We start from the raw sequence: 23,023 nt of genomic DNA, 5'->3' as shown, positions 1-23,023 counted from the left end.
CCCTTGCCGACAAGGGATGACCCACTTCGTTGAGACAGGGACCACGACCCCGGCATGGACATGACGACAACGGACGTTCGACGCCGCCTGCCCGCGGTGGACACGCTACTGGCCCATCCGCATGTGCTGGAGGCACGCAGGCAATACGGTCACCGCCTGATCCGGCGCGCCGTGCGCCAGACGCTGGAGGAGACTCGCCGGGAGTTGGCACAACCGTCCTCGACCGCCCCCGACGTGGATGAGCTGGCTCGGCGCGTGCTGAAGCAGCTGGACGAACTGGCCCGCCCGGCCAGCCAGCCGGTCTTCAACCTCACCGGCACGGTCATTCACACCAACCTGGGCCGTTCGCCGCTCGCCGAGGTGGCCGTCGCCGCCATGACCGAGGCGGCGCGCCACCCGGTAGCATTGGAGTACGACCTCGACAGCGGTGGCCGTGGCGATCGCGACCGGCTGGTGGAGAGCCTGCTGTGTGAGCTGACCGGCGCCGAGGCGGCCACTGTGGTCAACAACAATGCCGGTGCCGTGCTGCTGGCCCTGGGTGCATTGGGTGCCGGCCGCGAGGCGCTGATCTCGCGTGGCGAGCTGATCGAGATCGGCGGCGCCTTTCGCATGCCCGACATCATGGCGGCGGCGGGGTGCCGCCTGCGTGAAGTCGGGGCGACCAACCGCACCCACGCGCGCGACTACGAAGACGCCATCGGCGAGCACACCGGGCTGATCGTGAAGGCCCACACTTCCAACTATGCCGTCACCGGTTTCACCTGCAGCGTGCCCGAGACCCGCCTGGCGGAGATCGCCCATGCCCACGATATTCCTTTCCTGATCGACATGGGTAGCGGTGCGCTGACCGATTTCGCCGCCCTCGACTTGCCTTACGAACCGCAACCGGGCGACGCCATCGGCGCCGGGGCCGACGTGGTCACCTTCAGCGGCGATAAGCTGCTGGGCGGTCCCCAGGCCGGCCTCATCGTCGGTCGCCGCGAGGCCATCGAGAGGATCAAACGCCACCCGCTCAAGCGCGCCCTGCGTCTGGACAAGCTGACCCTGGCCGCGCTCGAAGCCACGCTGCGCCTCTACCGCGACAGCGACGCTCCCCAGCATGACGTTCCCACCCTGGCGCTGCTGACCCGCCCGGAGGCAGACATCATGGCCACCGGCGAACGGCTGTTGCCCCGGATGGAAGGGCTGCTCGCCGACTTCGAGGTCACCCTGACGCCATGCGCCAGTCAGCTCGGCAGCGGCTCGCTGCCGGTCGATCGTCTGCCCAGCCGAGCCTTGTCGTGGTGCTCCCGCGCCGACAGTCGGCGCCAGCGCGAGCGCCAGATCCGCCGCCTGGAGACCGCCCTGCGCCGCCTGCCGCGTCCGGTCATCGGACGCCGCCACGAAGGCGCCCTGCTTCTCGATTTGCGCTGCCTCGAAGGCGCTCAGGAGGAAGCCCTCTTCCTCGCGCAGCTAGAGCAATTGCCCTACCTCTACGACACGACCGCAACGCAGGGCAGCGAGGCGTCGCCGTGATCGTCGGTACCGCCGGTCATGTCGATCATGGCAAGACCGCGCTGATCCAGCGGCTCACCGGCATCGACACCGACCGCTTGAAGGAGGAGAAGGCGCGCGGGCTTACCATCGAGCCCGGCTTCGCCTACCCCGAGGTCGCCGACGACGTGGAGCTCGGCTTCATCGACGTGCCCGGCCACGTGCGCTTCCTGCATCACATGCTGGCGGGCAGCGCCGGTGTCGACACGGTGCTGCTGGTGGTGGCCGCCGACGACGGCGTGATGCCGCAGACCCGCGAGCACCTGCAGATCCTCACCCTGCTGGGCCTGGACCGCGGGCTGGTGGCCCTGACCAAGGTCGACCGGGTCGATACCGAACGCCGCTGCCAAGTACGCAAGGAGATTGCCACGCTGCTGGCCGATACACCGCTGGCCGGAGCACCGATCGTCGAGGTCTCCAGCCACAGCGGCGAGGGCGTGGAAGCGCTGCGCGACCGGCTGTGGACCGCAGCGGCGGCGCAGCACCAGGCAACGGCGCAGGGGCACTTCCGGCTCGCCGTCGATCGGGTCTTCACCAAGACCGGCGCCGGACTGGTGGTAACCGGCACGGCTTTCGCCGGTCAAGTGGCGCAGGGCGACGAGGTACGTCTGGTGCCGGCCGGCCTGAAGGCCCGGGTGCGCGGTCTGCGTCGCCAGCATCGCGACAGCCGGTGGGCGCAGCAGGGCGATCGCGTGGCGCTCAATCTCGCCGGCAATCATATCGACCGCGATTCGATCCAGCGCGGTGGCTGGATCGTGGCCGAAGCGCTGGAGACGCCGCCGCTGCGGCGGCTCGACGTCCAGCTCCGGCTGCTCGACGGTGCACCGGAGCTCAAGCACTGGGCCGCAATACACGCGCACCTGGGCGTGACACGGCTCAGCGGACGCATTGCGCTGCTCGAGGGCCAGCGCCTCGCCCCCGGCGAGCACATGCTGGGCCAGTTGGTGCTCGATGCCCCGGTGCACGCCTGTCTCGGCGACCGTTTCGTGATTCGCGACCCCGCCGGGCGCCTCACCCTGGGCGGTGGTACGGTGCTCGATGGCGCCCCGCCGCGCCGCGGCCAGCGCCGTCCCGAGCGGCTGGCCTGGCTCGCCGCGCTGGCCGAGTGCGCCACCATCGCCCCGCTCGACCTGACCCCGGCGCTGCGGGAGGGGCTGCACCGCCGCCCCGTCGGCATCGACCTGCACGCCCTGGCGCGCAATGCCAATGCCGAGGTGCAAGCGCTGGTCGAGACGGTCAAGTCGCTTGGCGGGGAGACCTTGACGACCGCACAAGCCGCCCGGAGCTTCTCTGCCGAGGCCATCTCGGCCCTGGAGACCCGGCTGCTCGACACCGTCGCCGCCAATCACCAACGCGAGCCCTCGATGCTCGGCACCGAGCGTGCCCGCCTGATCCGCCAGGCCATGCCCGCGCTACCCGAAGCGACGGGCCGGCAGTTGCTGGAACGCCTGATTGAAGACGGCAAGCTGGAGGCCCACGGCCCCTTCGTCGCCCTGCCCGGCCACCAGGTAAGCCTCGGCGAAGAGGAGGAAGCGCTATGGGCGCGGCTCGAGCCGCGTATCGCCGCTGCCCCCTTTCAGCCGCCGCGGGTGCGCGACCTGGCGACGAGCGAACACCTCGACGTGGGTCGCATTCGCGAGGTCCTCGCCGCCTGTGCCCGTCTCGGCCGGCTCTACCAGGTGCGCCGGGACCACTTCTACCCGGCCGAAGCGGTGGCCGAGATGGCCGCCACCGTGCATCTTCTCGAGCGCGAGCACGGCAGCATTCGCGCGGCCGCCTTTCGCGACCGCATTGGCACCGGCCGCAAGCTCGCCATTCACATACTCGAATTCTTTGATAAGGTAGGCTTCACGCGCCGCGTCGGCGACGAGCGCGTGATACGCAACGCCGATATTTGGCCGTAGGGCAACGGCCCTGTCACAAGGCACCGCTCAAGGAAGAGGATCGACCCCCGGTGGGGCGGCCAGACTTCAAATCTGGCAGGGGCTGCCAGCGGTCCCTGGTGGGTTCGACTCCCACGCTCTTCCGCCAGCCTCCCCGCGCTCAACCACTGATCACCACCCGCGTGCCGATCCTTAGCCAGGGGTCCAGCGCGCGGATCTCCTCGTTGCTGACCGCAACGCAGCCTTCGGTCCAGTCGAAGCTGCGGTGCACGTCGGGATCGCCCTGGCCCAGGCCGTGAATACCGATCAACCCGCCCAGTGAGGTGGTATGCGGTGCCCGGCCGTGACGCGCCCGGTAGTTCTCGATGTACCAATACTCCTGCAGCGTGATCTTGCCGCTTTGCAGCGCTTCTTCCGCCACTTGCGCATTGGGATAGTCGAAGCCGAAGAACAGCCCGAAGCGCGAAGCGCGATTGATGCGGTCGACGCGAAATTCACCCAGCGGCGTCATCGAGCTGCCCTTGGCCCGCAGCGGCGCCGCACCGCCGGCACCGAAAGCAAGATGCTCGATGCGCTCGATCACGGTTTCGCCGCGCAGCACGCGCACCTGGCGGTTGCGCAGGTCGATGCTGAGCCACACCTCGTCGGCCGTCAGCCCCTCCGGCATGGCCACCGCATCCAGCACCTGCCACAGCGTCGGCGAGTCACCCAGCCTGCCATCGAGAGAAACGGGAAGATTGGCCTGGGCCGCCGGCCCAAGCGTGAAGAAGCCTGCCGTCAAGGCGGCAGCCTGGAGGAATGCCCTGTTCATGAGCCCCTGCCCCGTGCGTAATGGAGTTATTGTCGACTTGAGTCGATCGAGTTATTCGGACCTGCCATGGTCCGCGCCATGAGGGTCATGGCACGACTCCTTTCGAGGGACGTCATCGCATGGGAGCAGGAACAAGGGGGAGTGGTGCAGGCGCTTTCGCCGCCCGACTCCCGGTATAGACCCTGGGGCGGGCCCCATGAGGCCCGTCGGTCGGGCCACCGGCCGAACCATGAGACGCATGAGGCAAATATAGCACAGGCCGGTTAAGACGAAATAAGGAGAGCGCCTGACACCGTTGAAAAGCGTGATCCCATCGGGTTCAAGCGCTTGCCGAGCGAGCCTCTGTCTGGGCTTGCGCCAGCCGCTCAATGGCCTCCCTGGCCAAGGGCGAGAGCTCGCTGCCGTCCTGCTGCAGGTAGTCGACGATCTGGCGCTTCATGCTGCGGGCCCAGAACTTGGTCAGGTGGGCATGAATGCGCTCGGCAGCGTCGTCGTAGTGGGCATTGTTGATGGCGATCTGGTTCACCATATGGATCAGGGTATCGAGCTGGCTACGGCTCATGGCGACATCAACCTCCGCTGGCATGGGTTGCCGGCGCTGTCTCGGCGGCCGGCTGATGATAGATGACATGGCGCCCCGTGCGGGCGAAGCCGACCAGCATCAGGCCGGCCTGGCGCGCCTGCTCGATGGCAAGCGAGGTGGAAGCCGACACGGCGACCAGGCAGCCGATGCCGGCGCTGGCGCTCTTCTGCACCATCTCGTAGCTGGCCCGGCTGGAGACCAGCACGAAGCCCTGCCGGTCAGTATCACGCTGACGAAGCAGGGCACCGATCAGCTTGTCGAGGGCGTTGTGACGACCGACATCCTCGCGCGCCAGCAGGATACGCCCCTCGAGATCGCACCAAGCAGCGCCGTGGGTGGCCCCGGTCTCCCGCTGAAGCGGCTGGTGCCACTTGAGCGTCTCCAGAGCATGCTGAATGGCAGCGTCGCCGACCATCGGCGCCACGACCGGCGCCACCGGGCGAATCGCCTGTTCCAGCGACTCGGTACCGCACAGGCCGCACCCGGTGCGGCCGGCCAGGCTGCGCCGGCGCTGCTTGAGCGCCATGAAGCGCGGCGTCGCGATCTCGAGATGCACGGCAATGCCCTGGGCTTCCTGGCGCACCTCCAGGTCGTAGAGCTCATCCGCCGTGCCCAGGATACCCTCGGTGAGGCTGAACCCCAGCGCGAAGTCCTCCAGATCGGTCGGCGTGGCCATCATCACGGCGTGGGAGATGCCGTTGTAAACCAGCGCTACCGGCAGCTCCACGGCGATACTGTCTTCGAGCCGCATGGCACTGCCACCCCGGTGTACCTCAACCGGGGCTCGGCAGTGGCTGGGGTCGTCACTCATTCACACGCTCCGCTGAGGGCTCGTCGCCGCGCAGCAACCTTAGCTGGAGCCGGTCGAAGCTTTCGAACTGGCGCTGCCAGACGGACGGCTGGCTGACCTTCTCGACCTGCACGGCGGTCACCTTGTATTCCGGGCAGTTGGTCGCCCAGTCGGAGCTGTCGGTGGTGATCACATTGGCTCCGCTGCCCGGGTGGTGGAAGGTAGTGTAGACCACCCCCGGCGGCATGCGGTCGCTGACCCGGGCACGCAGTACCGTCTGGCCGGCTCGGCTGGTGATGCCGACCCAGTCGCCATCGCGTATGCCGCGCAGCTCGGCGTCGGACGGATGCAGCTCGAGCACGTCCTCGTCGTGCCAGGCCTGGTTGCCGGTGCGCCGGGTCTGGGCGCCGACGTTGTACTGGGAGAGGATGCGCCCGGTGGTGAGCAGTAGCGGGAAGCGACGGTTGGAGCGCTCCTCGGTGGCCACGTAGTCGGTGATGGCGAACTGACCCAGGCCGATGGGGAAGTCCTCGATATGCATGGTCGGCATGCCCTTCGGGTACGCCTCGTTGCACGGCCATTGAATGCTGCCCAGCTCGTCGAGCCGCGCGTAGCTGACCCCGGAGAAGCTCGGCGTGAGGGTGGCGATCTCGTCCATGATCTGGGCCGGGTGGTCATAGTGCATGGGGTAACCCAGTGCATTGGCCAGGTCCACGGTCACTTCCCAGTCCTGCTTGCCGGCCAGCGGCGGCATCACCTTGCGCACGCGGTTGATGCGTCGTTCGGCGTTGGTGAAGGTGCCGTCCTTCTCCAGGAAGGAGGAGCCCGGCAGCAGCACGTGGGCGAACTTGGCCGTCTCGTTGAGGAAGATGTCCTGCACGATCAGGCACTCCAGCGAGCGCAGCGCCTGCTCTACGTGCTGGGTGTTGGGGTCCGACTGGGCGATGTCCTCGCCCTGCACGTAGAGCGCCCTGAAGTCGCCGGCGATGGCAGCGTCGAACATGTTGGGAATGCGCAGCCCCGGCTCGTCATCGATGGGCACGCCCCAGGCCGCCTCGAAGCGCTCACGCACGGCAGGGTCGCCGACGTGCTGGTAGCCCGGCAGCTCGTGGGGGAAGGAGCCCATGTCGCAGGAGCCCTGGACGTTGTTCTGCCCGCGCAGCGGGTTGACGCCCACCCCCTCGCGGCCGATGTTGCCGGTGGCCATGGCCAGGTTGGCGATGCCCATCACCATGCTCGAACCCTGGCTGTGCTCGGTGACGCCGAGGCCGTAGTAGATCGCGCCGTTGGGCGCCTGGGCGTAGGTGCGCGCGGCGCGGCGCACCTGCTCGGCGGGCACGCCGGTGATCGCCTCGACGTTCTCGGGCGAGTGGCGCTCGTCGAGGATGAACTCGCGCCAGGCCTGGTAGCCCGCCGCATCGCAGCGCTTGGCAATGAACTCGCGATCCTCGAGTCCCTCACTGACCACCACGTGCGCCAGCGCGTTGATCATCGCCACGTTGGTGCCGGGGCGCAGGGCGAGGTGCTGGGCGCCGCGATGGTGCGGTGTCTTGAGCAGGTCGATGCGGCGCGGGTCGACGACGATCAACTCGGCGCCCTGGCGCAGCCGGCGCCGCATCTGCGAGGCGAACACCGGGTGGGCGTCGGTGGGGTTGGCACCGATGACCACGATCACGTCGGCCTTCATCACCGAATCGAAGGTCTGGGTGCCGGCGGACTCGCCCAGCGTCGCCTTGAGGCCGAAGCCGGTGGGCGAGTGGCACACCCGCGCGCAGGTATCGGTGTTGTTGTTGTGGAAGGCCGCGCGCACCAGCTTCTGCACCAGGTAGGTCTCCTCATTGGTGCAGCGCGAGGAGGTGATGCCGCCGATGCTCTCGCGACCGTGCTTGGCCTGGATCGCCTTGAGCCGCTCGGCGGCGAAGGCGATCGCCTCTTCCCAGCCCACTTCGCGCCAAGGCTGGTCGATCGACTCGCGGATCATCGGCGACTTGAGCCGGTCCGGATGGGTGGCATAGCCGAAGGCGAAGCGCCCCTTGACGCACGAGTGGCCATGATTGGCGTCGCCGCCCTTATAGGGCACCATGCGCACCACCCGGTCGCCCTGCATCTCGGCCTTGAACGAGCAGCCCACGCCGCAGTAGGCGCAGGTGGTCACCACGCTGTGCTCCGGCTGACCCTGCTCGATCACCGACTTCTCCATCAGCGTCGAGGTCGGGCAGGCCTGCACGCAGGCACCGCAGGAGACGCACTCGGAATCCATGAACGCATCATTCTGCCCGGCGGCGACCTTGGACTCGAAGCCGCGCCCCTCGATGGTCAGGGCGAAGGTGCCCTGCACTTCGTTGCAGGCGCGCACGCAGCGCGAGCAGACGATGCACTTGCTGGGGTCGAAGCTGAAGTAGGGGTTGGAGTCGTCGGTCTCGGCGTCCAGGTGATTCTCGCCGTCGAAGCCGTAGCGCACCTCGCGCAGGCCCACCGCGCCGGCCATGTCCTGCAGCTCGCAGTCGCCGTTGGCCGGGCAGGTCAGACAGTCCAGCGGGTGATCGGAGATGTAGAGCTCCATCACGTTGCGCCGCAACTTGGCCAGCCGTGCGTTCTGGGTGGTGACCTTCATGCCGGCCTCGACCGGCGTGGTGCAGGAGGCCGGCAAACCGCGCTTGCCCTCGATCTGCACCGCACACAGACGGCAGGAGCCGAATGCCTCGAGGTTGTCCGAGGCGCACAGCTTGGGAATGTTGATGTCGGCCAAGGCCGCTGCGCGCAGCACCGAGGTGCCTTCGGGGACGGTGATCTCGTGGCCGTCGATCTCGAGGCTGACGAGCGTCCCGGAGAGCCGCGCCGGGGTACCGTAGTCGCGCTCCGGAGAAGCGTGCTTGGGGTCGAAGTATTGCAACATGTCGTACCTCCTCCCGCTCAACGCTGCGTGGCGTCGCGCTGCAGGTCGTCGGGAAAGTGTTTCATCACGCTCTGCACGGGGAAGGGCGTCATGCCCCCCATGGCGCAGAGGGAACCGTCCACCATGGTCTCGCACAGGTCGCCCAGCAGCGCGAGATTGGCCTCGCGGTTGTCACCTGCGCGGATGCGGTCGATCACCTCGACGCCGCGCACCGCGCCGATGCGGCAGGGCGTGCACTTGCCGCACGACTCCACCGCACAGAACTCCATGGCGAAGCGCGCCTGTTCGCCCATGTCGACCGTGTCGTCGAACATCACCACGCCACCGTGGCCGACCCCGGCCCCCACCTCGGCGAAGGTCTCGTAGTCGAGCGGCAGGTCCCACTGGCTTTCGGGCAGATAGGCGCACAGCGGACCGCCCACCTGCACCGCGCGCAGCGGTCGGCCACTCGCGGTGCCGCCGCCGAAATCCTCCATCAGCTGGCGCAGGGTAGTGCCGAAGGCCAGCTCGACCAGGCCACCGCGCTTGACGTTGCCGGCCAGCTGCAGCGCCAGGGTGCCGCGTGAGCGGCCCATGCCGTAGTCGGCATAAGCCGTTGCCCCGCGGGAGAGGATGAAGGGCACCGCCGCCAGCGAAAGCACGTTGTTGACCACGGTGGGCTTGCCGAACAGCCCCTCGAGCGCCGGCAGCGGCGGCTTGAAGCGCACCATGCCGCGCTTGCCCTCGAGGCTTTCGAGCAGCGAGGTCTCCTCGCCGCAGATGTAGGCACCGGCGCCGAGCCGTACCTCGAGGTCGAAGCGCCGGCCGCTGCCGCGGATGTCGGCGCCGAGATAGCCGGCAGCCTCGGCGCGGGCAATGGCCTCGTTGAAAATCTCGTGTGCCAGGGGGTATTCGGAACGCAGGTAGACGTAGCCCTGGGTGGCGCCCACGGCGAGGCCGGCGATGGCCATGCCCTCGATCAGCAGATAGGGATCGCACTCCATCACCAGACGGTCGGCGAAGGTACCGGAATCGCCCTCGTCGGCGTTGCAGACGATATATTTCTGGTCGGCTGGGGCGTCGAGCACGGTCTGCCACTTGATGCCGGTGGGGAACGCCGCCCCGCCGCGACCGCGCAGGCCGGAGGTCTTGACCTCGTCGACGATGGCCTGGGGCGAGAGCGCCAGCGCCTGCTCCAGGCCGCGGAAACCGTCATGAGCGCGATAGTCGTCGAGTGAGAGCGGATCGGTGATCCCGATGCGCGCAAAGGTCAGACGCTGCTGGGCCTGCAAATAGGGAATCGACTCGGTCGGCCCCCGGCAGAGGGTAGACATGGCGCTGCCCTCTAGCAGCCCGGCGTCGAACAGGCCGGCCACGTCGCCGGGCTCGACCGGACCATAGGCGACACGCCCGGCGTCGGTCTCGACCTCGACCAGCGGCTCCAGCCAGAACAGCCCGCGCGAGCCATTGCGCACCAGCTCGACCTCGGCGCCGCGAGCGACCGCCTCTGCCTCGATACGCTCGGCGACCTCGTCGGCGCCCAGCGCCAGCGCCGTGGTCTCGCGGGGAACGTATATCCTCACTGGCATTAGCTCACCTCCAGCACTTGCGTGGTCAGCTCGTCGACCAGCCGGTTGAATTTTTCGGGGGTGACGCGGGCGAGGATGCGGTCATCGACACGCAGCGACGGACCGCAGGCGCAGTTGCCAAGGCAATAGACCGGCTCCAGGGTGATCTCGCGGTCGGCGGTCGTCTGGTGGTAGTCGATACCGAGCGTTTCCCGTGCGTGATTCTCCAGTGCCCGCGAACCGCGCGCCTGGCACGCCTCGGCGCGGCAGATCTGCACCACATGACGTCCCGGTGGGGTGGTTCGGAAGTGATGATAGAAGCTGATCACGCCGTGCACCTCAGCACGGGTGAGCTGCAACGCCTCGGCAATGATCGGCACCGCCTCACGCGGCACATGGCCGCAGCGGTCCTGAATCGCATGCAGGATGGGAAGCAAGGCCCCGGGCTCGTGCTTCAGGGCGTCGATCTCGTCCTGAACCTGTTGGGGGTTCCAGGGAAGGAATGGGCTGTTTGGCATGGCCTGGCCTCGAAGCGAACGTAGGGTGCATGTCGTACCAATACGTTCGACGCTGCTAGTGACGGTCTATTTATGTACTACAGTGCATATATGAATTACGCTGTATGTCGCTTCACGGCAATCGCTCTTGCTCTCGCGTACTTGTGAAAGTAGCAGTACTGCTTCCGTTTCGAAATATGAAAAACACAGCATATGAAACGCATTCGAATCGAGCCGGCCTGGTCCTTTACCGACGAGTCCGGTAACCGCCTGGACCCTCAGCTGTTCGGGTTGCTGCAGGGCATTCATCGCAGCGGCAAGTTGACCGAGGCCGCCGCCGAGGTCGGTATCTCCTATCGCCACGCCTGGAACCTGCTCAACAAGTGGGCGGACTTCTTCGGCACTGGCCTGGTGGAGATGCAGAAGGGGCGCGGCGCATGGCTGACCCCCCTCGGCGACAAGCTGCTGTGGGCCCGCCAGCGAGTGGCTGCCCGGCTCGGCCCGCAGCTCGAGAGCCTGGGCTCGGAGCTCAACCTCGAGCTTCAACAACTTCTCGAAGGTGTCGAGCCGGTACTGCGCATGCACGCCAGTCACGGCTATGCAGTAGCGCTGCTGCCCCGCTTCGCCAGCGACTTCCAGCTCGACCTGCAGTACTGCAGCCCGCAGGAGGCACTGGCGGCACTCAATCGAGGCGCCTGCGACGTGGCCGGCTACCACATGCCGACTTCGGCGACCCACGGTCCGCTGATGCAGGGCTATCGGCGCCAGCTTCGGCCACGCAGCCACTGCATCATCCGCTTCATCACCCGCTGCCAGGGGCTCATGCTCGCACCGGACAACCCCAAGGGCATCGCCGGCCTGACCGACCTGGCCCGAGGTGACGTGCGTTTCATCAATCGACAGAAGGCCTCGGGCACCCGGGCGCTGCTCGACATCCTGCTGCGCGAGGCCGGGCTCGCATCGCAGCGCATCCCCGGCTTCGAACTCGAGGAGTACACCCATTCCGCCGTGGCCGCCTATATCGCCGCCGGCATGGCCGATGTTGGCTTCGGCGTCGAAGCCGCCGCGCATCAATTCGGCCTGACCTTCCTGCCGCTGGCTCATGAGCACTACCTGCTGGTGTGCCAGCGCAGGAGCCTTGCCGACCCCAGCGTCGTGCGCCTGCTCGAGATGATCCGCGGCGAGGCGTTCCAGGCGGCCGTCCGCGAGCTGCCCGGCTATTCGCTGGACCGCTGCGGCGAGGTATGCGGCGTTGAAGAACTGTTCGACCAGGCCCGGCAGGGCTGAGCCTAGCCGGGCCCGGCCTCAGTCAGTAATCGACCACCACGTCGCCCCGGGGCTTGCTGCAGCAGGAGAGGATGTAACCCTCTTCGATGTCCTCATCGGTGATGCCGCCGTTGTGCTCCATGTCCACTTCACCGGACTTGAGTCCCACCCGGCAGGTGCCGCAGATACCCATGCCACAGGCCTTGGGAATGTGCAGGCCCAGCTTGGCGGCAGCTGAGTGCACCGTCTCGCCCGGCTGGATGCGGACGCTCTTGCCCGAGCCGACGAACTCGACGCTGAGCATGTCGGCGTAGTCGATCTCCTCGGCCTCGGCCTCGGCCTGCTCGGCCAGTTCCAGCACTTCTTCGCGCACGTCCAGCGGCGTGGCGCCGAAGGACTCCTCGTGGTAGTGGCTCATGTCGAAGCCGTTATCGCGCAGGATGCGCTTGATCGCGTTCATGTAGGGCGTGGGGCCGCAGCAGAAGATCTCGCGATCGAGGAAGTCGGGCACCATCAGCTCCAGCATCGGTTGGGTCAAAAACCCGCGATAGCCGGCCCAGGCCTCGCCGATGTCGTCCTTTTTCTCGCAGACGATATGCAACTTGAACTCGGGGATCCGCGAGAACATGTGCACCAGCTCGCGATGGTAGATGACGTCGCGCGGGGCACGTGCACTGTGGATGAACTCGACGTCGACGTTGGCGTTGGTGTCGAAGAACCAGCGTGTCATCGACATCAGCGGCGTGATGCCCACGCCGCCGGAGAGGAACAGCACCTTGTCGGCGGGAAAGTCGATCGAGTTGAAGTTGCCCACCGGCCCATGCACCGCCAGCTCGTCGCCGACCTTCAGGTTGTCGTGCAGCCAGTTCGACACTTTGCCGCCCGGCACCCGCTTGACGGTGATCGAGAAGCTGTAGGGAATCGATGGCGAACTGGAGATCGTATAGGAGCGCATGATCGGCTCGCCGTCGATCTCCAGCTCCAGGGTCACGAACTGCCCCGGCTTGAAGAAGAACATCACCGGCTGCTCGGCCATGAAGCAGAAAGTGCGGACGTCCCAGGTTTCCTGGATGACCTTGACGCAACGCACCAAATGGCGGCCGTTGGTCCAGGTCTGGGTCGTGACGGGGTTGAGAAAGTTCATGGTCATGTCGAGTCGCCTGGCATTGATCAGCGTGGAAGGCTCCGACTGCGGAACACCGCCTGCCGTTGAACGAATTTTGCGCCAGGCGGCAAGGCCACGACTTGCCTGACTACGACACGGGCATGCCCATGAGTCCCACTCGGTGTCTCTTTTCCTTCCACACGCGTCGCGCCTGCATTCTTGTCTGTCGTCGGCAGACAACTGCCTCCCCGGCGGCTGATCCACACTCGCCGTAATCACGACCGGCCCCCACAATCACAACGCCGGCCTCCTGACGACCACACCAACAACCGAACCGATGCCGCCAACGCGGCCAGCAATGAGGAAGCTTGCATGGACACCCCCTCTCCGACTCCCCTCGACGATCCCTTGGATCCGGCACGCCAGGCCACCGCAAGGATGCTGGCCGAGCGTGCGCACAACTTCTCGTTGCCCCAGCCCTTCTACAACGATGCCCGGCTGTTTGCCCTGGACATGCAGGAGATCTTCGGCAAGGAGTGGCTGTTCGCCGGCATGACCTGCGAGATTCCCGCCAAGGGCAACTACATGACCCTGCAGGTCGGTGACAACCCGGTGATCATCGTGCGCGGGGATGGCGGCACCATTCATGCCTTCCACAACGTCTGCCGCCACCGCGGCTCGCGACTGTGCGTCAGCGACAAGGGCAAGGTCGCCAAGCTGGTCTGCCCGTATCACCAGTGGACCTACGAACTCGACGGCCGCCTGCTCTTCGCCGGCAGCGACATGGGCGAGAACTTCGACCTTTCCGCCTACGGACTCAAGCCGGTCCACGTACGCACCGGCGGCGGCTTCATCTTCATCAGCCTGGCGGCCGAACAGCCACCGGCCATCGACGACTTCCTGGTCACCCTGGATCACTACCTCGAGCCCTACGACATGACCAACGTCAAGGTCGCCGTGGAGTCGAGCATCGTCGAGCAGGCCAACTGGAAGCTGGTGATCGAGAACAACCGCGAGTGCTATCACTGCAACGGCTCCCACCCGGAACTGCTCAACTCGCTGCAGGAGTTCGACGACACCGACGACCCGCGCGCCACGCCGGCCTACAAGGCACTGGTGGCGAAGAAGCAGTCCGACTGGGACGAGCAGCAGGTGCCCTGGCAGCTCAAGCGCTTCGGCAAGCGCAACCGCCTGACCCGCACGCCGCTGCTGGATGGCGTGGTCTCGATGACCATGGACGGCAAGCCGGCCTGCGGCAAGCTGATGGGCCGGCTGACCAGCCCCGACATGGGCTCGCTGCGCATCCTGCACCTGCCCAACTCCTGGAACCACTTCATGGGCGATCATGCCATCGTGTTCCGCGTGCTGCCGCTGGGGCCGCAGGAGACTATGGTGACCACCAAATGGCTGGTGCACAAGGATGCCGTGGAGGGCGTCGACTACCATCCCGAGCAGATGCGTCGGGTGTGGGACGCCACCAACGACCAGGACCGGCGGCTGGCCGAGGAGAACCAGCGCGGCATCAACTCCAAGGCCTACCAGCCCGGCCCCTACTCGGAGACCTACGAGTTCGGCGTGATCGACTTCATCGACTGGTACAGCGAGCGGATGCAGGAGAACCTGGGCCACAGCGCGCCCCACCTGCAGCTGGTGCGCGGCTAGGCTAAGCGCCGTCTACACCTCGTGAAGCAAAATCGCCCCCGGCCAAGGCCGGGGGCGATGCGTTACAGTGCAGGCTTCAGGGCGGCGTAGCCATGAGGGACGTCAGCCCACCACAGGCCGCAAATGACGCGCCAACGCCTCTCGCACCTCGGGCTGCATGACGCCGGTTTGGGTCTCCAGCTCGGCGACCAGCGCCGGCAGGTCGGGTACCCCCGCCTCGGCTTGCCGCTGAGCGGCAAGCCGGGCGCAGGTATCGGGATCGGCACCGACGGGCAGCTCGATGCCCAGCGCCACCAGGCGCTGACGAAAATCCTCCGCATCGATCAAGTCGGCGAACATCATCTCTCTCACCTCTCCGCTGCCGTTGTCGTCGTCAGTTCCCTAGATTACCCGCTCGACGCCCAGGAGACCACGTTGCCGTCGGGGGCGACATCCCGAGATGGCTCGCAGCGCCGACGGCAAGGCGCGGCGCGGCCAGCCCGGGTTCCTCTCCTTACCTTAGGCGGCCACGCTGCCGTGCGGGTCGATGACGAATTTCTTCGCCGCCCCGCCGTCGAAGTCGGCGTAGCCCTGCGGGGCCTGATCCAGCGAGATCATCTGTACGTTGACCGCATCGGCGATCTTGACCTTGCCGAACAGGATCGCCTGCATCAGCGGGCGGTGGTATTTCATGACCGGACACTGCCCGGTATGGAAGGAGTGGGACTTGGCCCAGCCCAGGCCGAAGCGCATGCTCAGCGCCCCCTGCTTGGCGGCATCGTCGACGGCACCGGGATCCTCGGTCACGTAGAGACCGGGGATACCGATCTGACCGCCGGCACGGGTCAACTGCATCGCTGAGTTGAGTACGGTGGCCGGCGCCTCCTTGCCGTGGTTGCAGCCGCAGGCATGGGCCTCGAAACCGACGCAGTCGACGAAGGCGTCGACTTCACGCTCGCCGAGGATCGCCTCGATCTTGTCGGCCATGTCGCCATCCTGGGTCAGGTCGATAGTTTCGCAACCGAAGCTGCGGGCCTGGGCCAGGCGCTCCTCGATCATGTCACCAACGATCACGCAGGCCGCCCCCAACAGCTGGGCGGATACCGCCGCCGCCAGGCCCACCGGACCGGCACCGGCGATATAGACGGTGCTGCCCGGCCCGACGCCGGCCGTCACGCAGCCGTGGAAGCCGGTGGGGAAGATGTCGGAGAGCAGGGTCAGGTCGCGGATCTTCTCCATCGCCTGGTCGGCATCCGGGAATTTCAGCAGGTTGAAGTCGGCGTAGGGCACCATGACGTATTCCGTCTGGCCGCCGACCCAGCCGCCCATGTCGACGTAGCCATAAGCGGCACCGGGGCGTGCGGGGTTGACGTTGAGACAGATGCCGGTTCGGCCTTCCTTGCAGTTACGGCAGCGCCCGCAGGCGATGTTGAAGGGTACCGAGACCAGGTCGCCCGGCTTGATGAATTCCACGTCGCGCCCGCACTCGACCACCAGGCCGGTGATCTCGTGGCCCAGCACCAGGCCGGACGGCGCAGTGGTACGACCGCGCACCATGTGCTGGTCGCTACCGCAAATGTTGGTGGTGACCACCTTCAGGATCACACCGTGGTCACATTTGCGATTGCCGAGAGCGAGTTCCGGGTAGGGGATGGATTCGACGTCGACCTTACCCGGGCCCTTGTAGACGACGCCGCGGTTGGCTTGGCTCATGGCTGGCTCCTTACATTGTTATGCGGCTGACCGGGCCTGAGCCCGATGCCGAGGGGGATGGCGAAACGCCACCAAGCCAGCCTACGCCACCCCTCGACGACCTCGTATGCGCAGAGGCGACGCCGCCATGCGTGATATCGCCATGTCCCGGGCCCCACCGGATAACCGCAGGTCGCTTTCACGACACCACCCCTGCCCCATGCACCCAACAATATCTGGCCGGGTGCGCCATCGCATTCGACACCCCAGCGCAAGACACACAACAATCACCGAGGAATCCCCATGAAGCATGACGATGCCCCGATCCTCAAACCGGGGCAGGACAATGCCCAGGTGCTGGGGATGGATTTCCACCATCCCGTCTTCCCACTTTCGGCCCTGGCCATCCTGGCCTTCATTCTTTATGCCCTGATCTATCCCGATGCCGCCAACAGCCACCTCACCGCGGCCCGCGGCTGGTCGATCGAATACTTCGACTGGCTGTTCATGATCGCCGGCAACCTGTTCGTGCTGCTGTGCCTGACGCTGATCGCCATGCCGGTAGGGCGCATCCGCCTGGGCGGCAGCCAGGCCCGGCCGGAATACTCGACCACTTCCTGGTTCGCCATGCTGTTCGCCGCGGGCATGGGCATCGGCCTGATGTTCTGGAGCGTAGCCGAGCCGGTCGCCTACTACACCGACTGGTACGGCACCCCGCTCAATGCCGAAGCGCATACTCCGGCAGGGGCCAGTGCCGCCATCGGCGCCACGATGTTCCACTGGGGCCTGCATCCGTGGGCGATCTACGGCGTGGTGGGACTATCGCTGGCATTCTTCGCCTACAACCGCGGCTTGCCGCTGACCCTGCGCTCGGCCTTCACGCCGATCCTCGGCGAGCGAGTGCGCGGCTGGTTCGGCCATATCATCGACATCGTTGCGGTGCTGGCGACGATCTTCGGTCTGGCTACCTCGCTGGGTTTCGGCGCCTCCCAGGCGGCGGGCGGCCTCAACTATCTGTTCGACGTGCCCAACACCATCGGTACCCAGCTGGCGATCATCGTGGCGGTCACCGCCGTGGCCCTGTTCTCGGTGTGGCGTGGCATCGACGGCGGCGTGAAGCTATTCTCCAACATCAACATGGTGATCGCGCTGGCGCTGCTCACCTTCGTGCTTGTGACTGGCGGCGTGCTGCTGTTCGTCAACAATCTGTGGCACACCACCCTGGCCTATGTCAGCCATATCGTGCCGCTCTCCAGTTGGATCGGTCGTGACGACGCCACCTGGTACCACGGCTGGACGGTGTTCTACTGGGCCTGGTGGATCTCCTGGTCGCCCTTCGTCGGCATGTTCATCGCACGGGTCTCCCGCGGACGCACGGTGCGCGAGTTCCTCACCGCCGTGCTGGTGGTGCCGACCCTGGTCACGCTGGTTTGGATGAGCGTCTTCGGCGGCACCGCCCTTGACCAGTCGTCCGCCGGCATCGGCGCCCTGGCCGACGGCATCAGCGACGTCTCGCTGGCAATGTTCCAGATGCTAGAGCACCTGCCGCTGACCACTCTGACCTCGAGCCTGGCGATCCTGCTGGTGTTGATCTTCTTCATCACCTCGTCGGATTCCGGCTCGCTGGTGATCGACAACATCACCGCCGGCGGCAAGACCGACGCACCTCGCGGTCAGCGCGTGTTCTGGGCGGTGCTGGAAGGCGTGATCGCCGGCATCCTGCTCTACGGTGGCGGTAGCACCGCGCTGGGCGCGCTGCAGGCCGGTGCCGTGGCCACCGGCCTGCCCTTCACCCTGGTGCTGCTGGGCATGGCCTTCTGCCTGGTCAAGGGGCTGAGGGAAGAGCAGCGCGGAGCGGTGGCCGCCAAGCTGGCCTGATACGCACCTCTCCTCCCCAGACGCAACGACCCCGGCCTTTGCCGGGGTCGTTGCGTTGAGGGCCTCTCGCCATGTCACCTCCCCGGACGGCACGAAGGGGCTCGACCTCGAGGGAACGAACAGGCATGGTAGTGATTTCCTACCTGGCCCCTCGTCGAGGCGGCGAGTGTGCCCCTCCCTGTCGTGTGTACAGGATGCACGAGAGCCCATGGTCACCCAAGTCGAGGAGGTAACACTGATGTCGACCCCGTTCACCCGATGCCTGGGCCTGGCCGGCCTACTGTCGCTGCTGGCCCTGGCACACCCTGCCTTCGCCCAGCAAGCCTTGCCTGGGGCCGCCGACGCCGATGTCACCACCGAGCAATTCCGTGATTGGGAGGTTACCTGCCCAAGCGAGGGCGAGGGCATCTGCACGATGGGCCAGGTAGTCAACGAACCGGACAGTAATCAGCCACTGATGCAGGTCGTGATGGCTTATCCGCCGCAACTCGACGGCCCGGCGATGACCTTCCTGCTACCGCTGGGAGTGCATCTCGCCTCGGGCCTGCAGCTCCAGGTAGGCAGCGAAGAGCCCGTCCAGTTCCCCTACCAGACCTGCGTGCAGCAGGGTTGCCGCGCCGACCTTCCCGTTCGGCCCAGCCTGCTGCAGGCATTGCGCAGCGGCAGCACGGCCACCCTGAGCCTGTTCGGCCCGCGCGGCGACCGCATCGATCTGGACATCTCCCTGATGGGCTTCACCGACGCCAGCTCCCGCATCTCGCCCTGAATACAGAAGCTCTCATATGAGAGCCCCGGCATTGCGCCGGGGCTCGTCGGGTTGCGGGTTACGCTTCCGGCCGCTACCTCAACACGCCCTCTTCCTTCAATAGCTTGAGAATCGCCTCGGCGCCCTGCTCCGGCGTAACGTCGGTCAACACCTGGCCCCCGGCGCCTTCGGCCTTGGCCGCGGCGGCCTTGAAGCGATCCCGGGCCGAGGCCGCCTTGACGATCTTCAGGCGCTTGGGCCGCTTGCGGGCCGGGGCCACGCTCCATTCCGCCTGGGCCTCGTCCCACTCGACTGCAGCGGGCTGGACCTCGATCTCACCCCGCCGGGCCGGGCCGAAGGCGCTCTGGCGAGCCGCCGCGGCGGCCGCGTCGACGCTGACGATCGCCGGCAGGCGCACCTGTAACCGGCGGCGCTGGCCGCGCGGCAGGGCCTGGAGCAGCGTGGCCACGCCATTCTCGACCTTCTCCACCGCCGCCAGACCACTGACCAGCGGCCAACCCAAGCGCTCAGCCAGTAGGTAGGGCAACATGCCGGAACCCTCCCCCTGCTCGGCACGCTCGCCGGCGATCACCAGCTGCGGCTGGGCGTCGCTTAGGGTGTCGGCCAGGGCAGGGACCACATCGGCACCTGGCGGCTGCTCCACCAGCGTCAGGGCCGGTAGGCCCATGCCCAGGTAGCCGCGCATGGCGCTTTCGCTCTCTTCGTCGAGACTTCCCGCATGCAGCAGCGTGACCCGCGCCTCACTGAGCGCCAAGGCCAGCTCCACGCCACGAGCATCCTGATCGGCACGCCGGGCGCGGCCGGTCACGGGATGGCGACCGACCGAAACCAGCACGGCCACCTCGAGAGCGGCACTGGCTTGAGCACCACTGTTGCGTGCTGCAGTGTCATGGGTGTCAGGCCGCATCGCGCCTCTCCTCTCGTAATCTCTGCACCATCTCGACCAGTGACGCGAGAATGCTCGCCGAGTCACCGATCACCGCCAGATCGGCACGTTTGATCATGTCGCATCCCGGATCGAGGTTGATCGCCACCACCTTCTCGCAACTCTGGATACCCTGCAGATGCTGGATGGCCCCGCTGATGCCTACCGCCACGTAGACTCGCGCCGTGACCCAGGTGCCGGTGGCGCCCACCTGCCGATCGCGGGGCATGTAGCCATCGTCGACCGCCACCCGCGAGGCACCCTCGGTCGCGCCCAGCACCTTGGCGGCCTGGTGGAAACCCTCCCACTCCTTGACTCCATTGCCGGCGGAGAGGATGAACTCGGCCTCGGCGAGCGCCACGCCGGCCGGGTCGACGGCTACCTGACCCAGGTCGTCGATGCGGCCCAGCAGCGGAGGCAGCGACTGCGACAAGGCCAGCGCCTGGACCGCATGACGGGTCTCTGAAACGGGCTCGGCGCATTCGGCCAGCGCCAGCACGATGCGCGGCAGGGTGCGCTGAATATCGGTCGTACCGGCAGCGCCCCGCGCGGTACAGCGCCAGCCCAAGGCACAGGCGTCGTCCCGCTCTAGCTGCCAGACGCCAGTAGCGGGGCGCTCCCGCAGGCGAGCCGCCAGCCGCCGCCCCAGTTCGGCACCACCCAACTTGGAGTCGGGCAATAGCCAGTGACGCGGGGAGAACTCGCCGTCAACGGCGGCAAGCGCCGCCAGGCGGGCCTCCGGCGCGTAGCCGTCAAAATCATCGCCGTCCAGTGCGATCAGCCGATCGATGCCGGCCTCGCTGAAGCCCTCACCATTGGTACTGCCGAAGATCACGGCCAGCACGGCGCCGGGCCGCTCGCCGTCGGCATCGGCCAGTTGTCGCGCCAGACCCAGCAGGTCTCGATCATGGCTGGAGAGCCGCCCGCCGGGCAGGTCCGGCACCACCGCGACCAGGAAGGCCGGATCGTCGATCGTCACTTGGCGACGACTGTCCTTCGCTTCTGCCGTGCCGGTGGCGGCATGGCCGCCCTGCTGGACACCGCTGCGGTCGATGCGCTTGATGCCGTTGGGCCCGATGAAGCCCACCGCATGGGGGTTTCGACGAACCACGCCGTTAGGCCCCATCCACTCCGTTGCTGCGGACGAGCCCTCACCAAGCTCTGCCAGCACGCTCAAGTGGTCGGGATGCAGACGATTGCGGGCGATCCACTCCTTACGCGGATCACGGCGGATGATCTCGCTCATGGCGTCACCTCCTCGGCGGCAGGCTGCGGGGCACGGGTGCTCCCGGAGGAAGCGGGACGCTCCACCAGCGCATCGGCCACCAGCTCGGCGATGTCACGCACCTCGGCGGTGGCATCGACCACCCCCTCGAGCATGGCGGTGCACTGCGGGCAGCCCACCGCGACCAGCTCGGCACCGGTCTCCTTGACGTCATTCATGCGCATGTCGGGAATCCGCTGCTTGCCGGGAATATCGGTGATCGGCGCACCGCCGCCACCGCCGCAGCAACGTGAACGGAACCCCGAACGCTGCATCTCGGCCACGTCGATGCCCAGCGCCTTGAGTACGTTGCGCGGTGCCTCGTATTCGCCGTTGTAGCGACCCAGGTAGCAGGGGTCGTGATAGGTGACCGAGCCGCCTTTCCAAGGCGCGAAGTGCAGCCGCCCCGCCTCATACAGTTCGGCGATGTAGGTGCTGTGATGGGACACGGCATAGTGGCCGCCCAGCTCGCCGTACTCGTTGCCGAGAACGTGGAAGCTGTGAGGGTCGCAGGTGACGATACGCTGGAAGCGATACTGCGACAGCGTCGCGATATTGCGCTTGGCCAGCGACTGGAAAGTCGCCTCATCGCCCAGGCGGCGTGCCACGTCGCCGCTGTCTCGCTCCTCGTTACCGAGCACGGCGAAGTCGACCCCGGCCGCACGCAGCACCTTGACCAGGGCCCTCAAAGTGCGCTGATTGCGCATGTCGAAGACCCCATCGCCGAGCCACAGCAGTACGTCGACCTGACCCAGGTCACGCATCAGCGGCAGGTTGAGATCGGCGGCCCAATGCATGCGCGAGCCGGGGTCGAAGCCACCCGGATTGTCGGTAGCGATCAGGTTGTCGAGCACCTCGGCCCCCTTGTTGGGGGTATTGCCATGCTCCAGGGTCAAGAAGCGGCGCATGTCGACGATGGCATCGACGTGCTCGATCATCATCGGGCACTCCTCGACGCAAGCGCGGCAGGTGGTGCACGACCACAGCGTCTCGGCATCGACCAGGGCCTTGCCTTCACGGGCGACGATAGGCCCATGGGGGCTGCCGGCATGCTCTCCCACCGGCTTGCCGGGATAGGGGGAGCCTGCATAGGCGGCGTCGCTGCCGCCGGCCATGCCGACGACCATGTCCTGAATCAGCTTCTTGGGGTTGAGCGGCTGGCCCGCGGCGAAGGCCGGGCAGACCGCCTCGCAGCGGCCGCACTGCACGCAGGCGTCGAAGCCGAGCAGCTGGTTCCAGGTGAAGTCGCTGGGCGTCTCGACGCCGAGCGGGGCCTTGGTATCCTCCAGGTTCAGTGCCTTGAGGCCGGTGGAGCGGTTGCCCTCACCGAAGCGCTCGGGGCGGCGATGGAAGGCCAGATGCAGGGCGCCGGCGAAGGCGTGCTTCATCGGACCGCCCCAGGTCATGCCAAAGAACATCTCGCCCAGGCCCCACACCAGCACAGCGGAGAGCGCCAGGGCGAGGATCACGCTGCCCGTTCCATCCGGCAGGATGCCCACCGTCGGCAGGGTGATCAGGAACACGCTCAGCGAGAAAGCCATCAGGCTCTTGGGCAGGCGCATCCAGGGTCCCTTGGAGAGCCGCGCCGGCGGGTTGCGCCGCCGCCTGGCCACAAACAGGCTGCCCACGAACATCAGCGCACTGGCGGCCAGCAGTAGTCCGCCCAGCACCGGATTGGCGAATCCCAGGCCATGCACCAGGATCATCAGCACGGCCGCCGCGACGAAGCCGCCGGCAGTGGCCACGTGGGTATTGGACATGACCTTGTCGCGCGCCACCACGTGGTGCAGGTCCACTAGATAGCGCCGCGGCATGGCGGCGAGCCCGCGCAGCAGAGCGACCTTGGCGGGCCGCCCCTGGCGCCACAGGCGAACGCGCCGCACGGCGCCGATCACGGCCAGCGCCAGGGCGGAGAAGATCAGTATCGGCAGGAGGGTGTCGAGCAT

18 protein-coding genes and 1 tRNA gene are annotated in these 23,023 nt (G+C 66.9%); 7 read left to right on the top strand and 12 right to left on the bottom strand.

The genetic code is table 11. From position 1 onward, the window contains the following. Nucleotides 1-54: 54 nt before the first annotated feature. From selA to KPL81_RS17895, 3 genes are all read left to right on the top strand, one after another. A complete protein-coding gene (selA, locus tag KPL81_RS17905) occupies nucleotides 55-1,515 on the top strand; it encodes an L-seryl-tRNA(Sec) selenium transferase (protein ID WP_219793320.1) in 1,461 nt (486 codons plus the stop codon). Then, complete coding sequence (gene selB / locus KPL81_RS17900) at nucleotides 1,512-3,437, top strand: selenocysteine-specific translation elongation factor (protein ID WP_219793319.1); 1,926 nt, start codon at nucleotides 1,512-1,514, stop codon at nucleotides 3,435-3,437. Before selA ends, selB begins: the two co-directional genes overlap by 4 nt. A 31-nt stretch (nucleotides 3,438-3,468) precedes the next feature. Next, a tRNA-Sec gene (locus KPL81_RS17895) sits at nucleotides 3,469-3,564 on the top strand. Nucleotides 3,565-3,576: 12 nt separating this feature from the next. Here KPL81_RS17895 and KPL81_RS17890 read toward each other — a convergent pair. From KPL81_RS17890 to KPL81_RS17865, 6 genes are all read right to left on the bottom strand, one after another. Next, a complete protein-coding gene (locus tag KPL81_RS17890) occupies nucleotides 3,577-4,227 on the bottom strand; it encodes a L,D-transpeptidase (RefSeq protein ID WP_209474905.1) in 651 nt (216 codons plus the stop codon). 319 nt (nucleotides 4,228-4,546) lie between these two features. Next, nucleotides 4,547-4,789, bottom strand: a complete 243-nt coding sequence (locus tag KPL81_RS17885; RefSeq protein WP_209474907.1) for a formate dehydrogenase subunit delta — start codon at nucleotides 4,787-4,789, stop codon at nucleotides 4,547-4,549. Nucleotides 4,790-4,796: 7 nt separating this feature from the next. Further along, on the bottom strand, nucleotides 4,797-5,621 hold the full coding sequence (fdhD, locus tag KPL81_RS17880; RefSeq protein ID WP_209474909.1) for a formate dehydrogenase accessory sulfurtransferase FdhD: 825 nt from the start codon (nucleotides 5,619-5,621) through the stop codon (nucleotides 4,797-4,799). Continuing rightward, entirely contained in the window at nucleotides 5,614-8,496 is a 2,883-nt protein-coding gene (fdhF, locus tag KPL81_RS17875; RefSeq protein ID WP_209474910.1) for a formate dehydrogenase subunit alpha, read from the bottom strand. Before fdhF ends, fdhD begins: the two co-directional genes overlap by 8 nt. 17 nt (nucleotides 8,497-8,513) lie before the next feature. Then, on the bottom strand, nucleotides 8,514-10,064 hold the full coding sequence (locus tag KPL81_RS17870) for a formate dehydrogenase beta subunit (protein WP_219793318.1): 1,551 nt from the start codon (nucleotides 10,062-10,064) through the stop codon (nucleotides 8,514-8,516). Further along, nucleotides 10,064-10,561 (bottom strand): formate dehydrogenase subunit gamma, encoded by a 498-nt coding sequence (locus KPL81_RS17865; RefSeq protein WP_219793317.1) that lies wholly within the window; start codon nucleotides 10,559-10,561, stop codon nucleotides 10,064-10,066. The genes KPL81_RS17870 and KPL81_RS17865 overlap by 1 nt, the downstream gene beginning before the upstream one ends. Nucleotides 10,562-10,753: 192 nt before the next feature. Between KPL81_RS17865 and KPL81_RS17860 the strand changes: the two genes are divergently transcribed. Further along, the gene (locus KPL81_RS17860) at nucleotides 10,754-11,827 is read left to right on the top strand and encodes a substrate-binding domain-containing protein (protein ID WP_209474915.1); all 1,074 of its coding nucleotides are present in this window, start codon (nucleotides 10,754-10,756) and stop codon (nucleotides 11,825-11,827) included. Between the two features lie 22 nt (nucleotides 11,828-11,849). On the opposite strand, the gene KPL81_RS17855 is transcribed toward KPL81_RS17860, so the two are convergent. Continuing rightward, on the bottom strand, nucleotides 11,850-12,956 hold the full coding sequence (locus KPL81_RS17855) for an FAD-binding oxidoreductase (RefSeq protein ID WP_219793316.1): 1,107 nt from the start codon (nucleotides 12,954-12,956) through the stop codon (nucleotides 11,850-11,852). Nucleotides 12,957-13,283: 327 nt separating this feature from the next. Between KPL81_RS17855 and KPL81_RS17850 the strand changes: the two genes are divergently transcribed. After that, entirely contained in the window at nucleotides 13,284-14,573 is a 1,290-nt protein-coding gene (locus KPL81_RS17850) for an aromatic ring-hydroxylating oxygenase subunit alpha (protein WP_209474919.1), read from the top strand. A gap of 102 nt (nucleotides 14,574-14,675) precedes the next feature. Here KPL81_RS17850 and KPL81_RS17845 read toward each other — a convergent pair whose 3' ends face one another. Next, complete coding sequence (locus KPL81_RS17845) at nucleotides 14,676-14,915, bottom strand: hypothetical protein (RefSeq protein WP_209474921.1); 240 nt, start codon at nucleotides 14,913-14,915, stop codon at nucleotides 14,676-14,678. Nucleotides 14,916-15,071: 156 nt separating this feature from the next. Next, entirely contained in the window at nucleotides 15,072-16,265 is a 1,194-nt protein-coding gene (gene fdhA / locus KPL81_RS17840) for a formaldehyde dehydrogenase, glutathione-independent (RefSeq protein ID WP_209474922.1), read from the bottom strand. A gap of 282 nt (nucleotides 16,266-16,547) precedes the next feature. Here fdhA and KPL81_RS17835 point away from each other — a divergent pair, with 282 nt between their 5' ends. Together KPL81_RS17835 and KPL81_RS17830 are read left to right on the top strand one after the other, a co-directional pair. Next, a complete protein-coding gene (locus tag KPL81_RS17835) occupies nucleotides 16,548-18,122 on the top strand; it encodes a BCCT family transporter (RefSeq protein ID WP_219793315.1) in 1,575 nt (524 codons plus the stop codon). A gap of 208 nt (nucleotides 18,123-18,330) precedes the next feature. Continuing rightward, nucleotides 18,331-18,888, top strand: coding sequence for an invasion associated locus B family protein (locus tag KPL81_RS17830; RefSeq protein ID WP_240549367.1), 558 nt, complete (start codon nucleotides 18,331-18,333; stop codon nucleotides 18,886-18,888). A gap of 73 nt (nucleotides 18,889-18,961) precedes the next feature. Here KPL81_RS17830 and etfB read toward each other — a convergent pair whose 3' ends face one another. From etfB to KPL81_RS17815, 3 genes are read right to left on the bottom strand one after another with little or no spacing between them, the layout of a single operon-like run. After that, nucleotides 18,962-19,795: an electron transfer flavoprotein subunit beta gene (gene etfB, locus KPL81_RS17825; protein WP_219793314.1), complete on the bottom strand. Its 834-nt coding sequence runs from the start codon at nucleotides 19,793-19,795 to the stop codon at nucleotides 18,962-18,964. Next, nucleotides 19,785-21,059, bottom strand: a complete 1,275-nt coding sequence (etfA, locus tag KPL81_RS17820) for an electron transfer flavoprotein subunit alpha (protein ID WP_219793313.1) — start codon at nucleotides 21,057-21,059, stop codon at nucleotides 19,785-19,787. Before etfA ends, etfB begins: the two co-directional genes overlap by 11 nt. Continuing rightward, nucleotides 21,056-23,023 (bottom strand): (Fe-S)-binding protein, encoded by a 1,968-nt coding sequence (locus KPL81_RS17815; RefSeq protein ID WP_219793312.1) that lies wholly within the window; start codon nucleotides 23,021-23,023, stop codon nucleotides 21,056-21,058. Before KPL81_RS17815 ends, etfA begins: the two co-directional genes overlap by 4 nt.

The sequence above is a fragment of the Billgrantia antri genome, from assembly GCF_019430905.1.
In the GTDB taxonomy this organism is placed as follows: domain Bacteria; phylum Pseudomonadota; class Gammaproteobacteria; order Pseudomonadales; family Halomonadaceae; genus Halomonas; species Halomonas antri.
Note: the sequence above shows the minus strand (reverse complement) of the source record. Positions and strands in the feature narration are given on the sequence as shown.

Bases quoted from the DNA above. Each gene is read 5' to 3' on its own strand.
- selA (WP_219793320.1), top strand. From the start codon at position 55: ATGGACATGACGACAACGGACGTTCGACGCCGCCTGCCCGCGGTGGAC.
- KPL81_RS17890 (WP_209474905.1), bottom strand. From the start codon at position 4,227: ATGAACAGGGCATTCCTCCAGGCTGCCGCCTTGACGGCAGGCTTCTTC.
- KPL81_RS17885 (WP_209474907.1), bottom strand. From the start codon at position 4,789: ATGAGCCGTAGCCAGCTCGATACCCTGATCCATATGGTGAACCAGATC.
- fdhD (WP_209474909.1), bottom strand. From the start codon at position 5,621: ATGAGTGACGACCCCAGCCACTGCCGAGCCCCGGTTGAGGTACACCGG.
- fdhF (WP_209474910.1), bottom strand. From the start codon at position 8,496: ATGTTGCAATACTTCGACCCCAAGCACGCTTCTCCGGAGCGCGACTAC.
- KPL81_RS17870 (WP_219793318.1), bottom strand. From the start codon at position 10,064: ATGCCAGTGAGGATATACGTTCCCCGCGAGACCACGGCGCTGGCGCTG.
- KPL81_RS17865 (WP_219793317.1), bottom strand. From the start codon at position 10,561: ATGCCAAACAGCCCATTCCTTCCCTGGAACCCCCAACAGGTTCAGGAC.
- KPL81_RS17860 (WP_209474915.1), top strand. From the start codon at position 10,754: ATGAAACGCATTCGAATCGAGCCGGCCTGGTCCTTTACCGACGAGTCC.
- KPL81_RS17855 (WP_219793316.1), bottom strand. From the start codon at position 12,956: ATGACCATGAACTTTCTCAACCCCGTCACGACCCAGACCTGGACCAAC.
- KPL81_RS17850 (WP_209474919.1), top strand. From the start codon at position 13,284: ATGGACACCCCCTCTCCGACTCCCCTCGACGATCCCTTGGATCCGGCA.
- KPL81_RS17845 (WP_209474921.1), bottom strand. From the start codon at position 14,915: ATGATGTTCGCCGACTTGATCGATGCGGAGGATTTTCGTCAGCGCCTG.
- fdhA (WP_209474922.1), bottom strand. From the start codon at position 16,265: ATGAGCCAAGCCAACCGCGGCGTCGTCTACAAGGGCCCGGGTAAGGTC.
- KPL81_RS17835 (WP_219793315.1), top strand. From the start codon at position 16,548: ATGAAGCATGACGATGCCCCGATCCTCAAACCGGGGCAGGACAATGCC.
- KPL81_RS17830 (WP_240549367.1), top strand. From the start codon at position 18,331: ATGGTCACCCAAGTCGAGGAGGTAACACTGATGTCGACCCCGTTCACC.
- etfB (WP_219793314.1), bottom strand. From the start codon at position 19,795: ATGCGGCCTGACACCCATGACACTGCAGCACGCAACAGTGGTGCTCAA.
- etfA (WP_219793313.1), bottom strand. From the start codon at position 21,059: ATGAGCGAGATCATCCGCCGTGATCCGCGTAAGGAGTGGATCGCCCGC.
- KPL81_RS17815 (WP_219793312.1), bottom strand. From the start codon at position 23,023: ATGCTCGACACCCTCCTGCCGATACTGATCTTCTCCGCCCTGGCGCTG.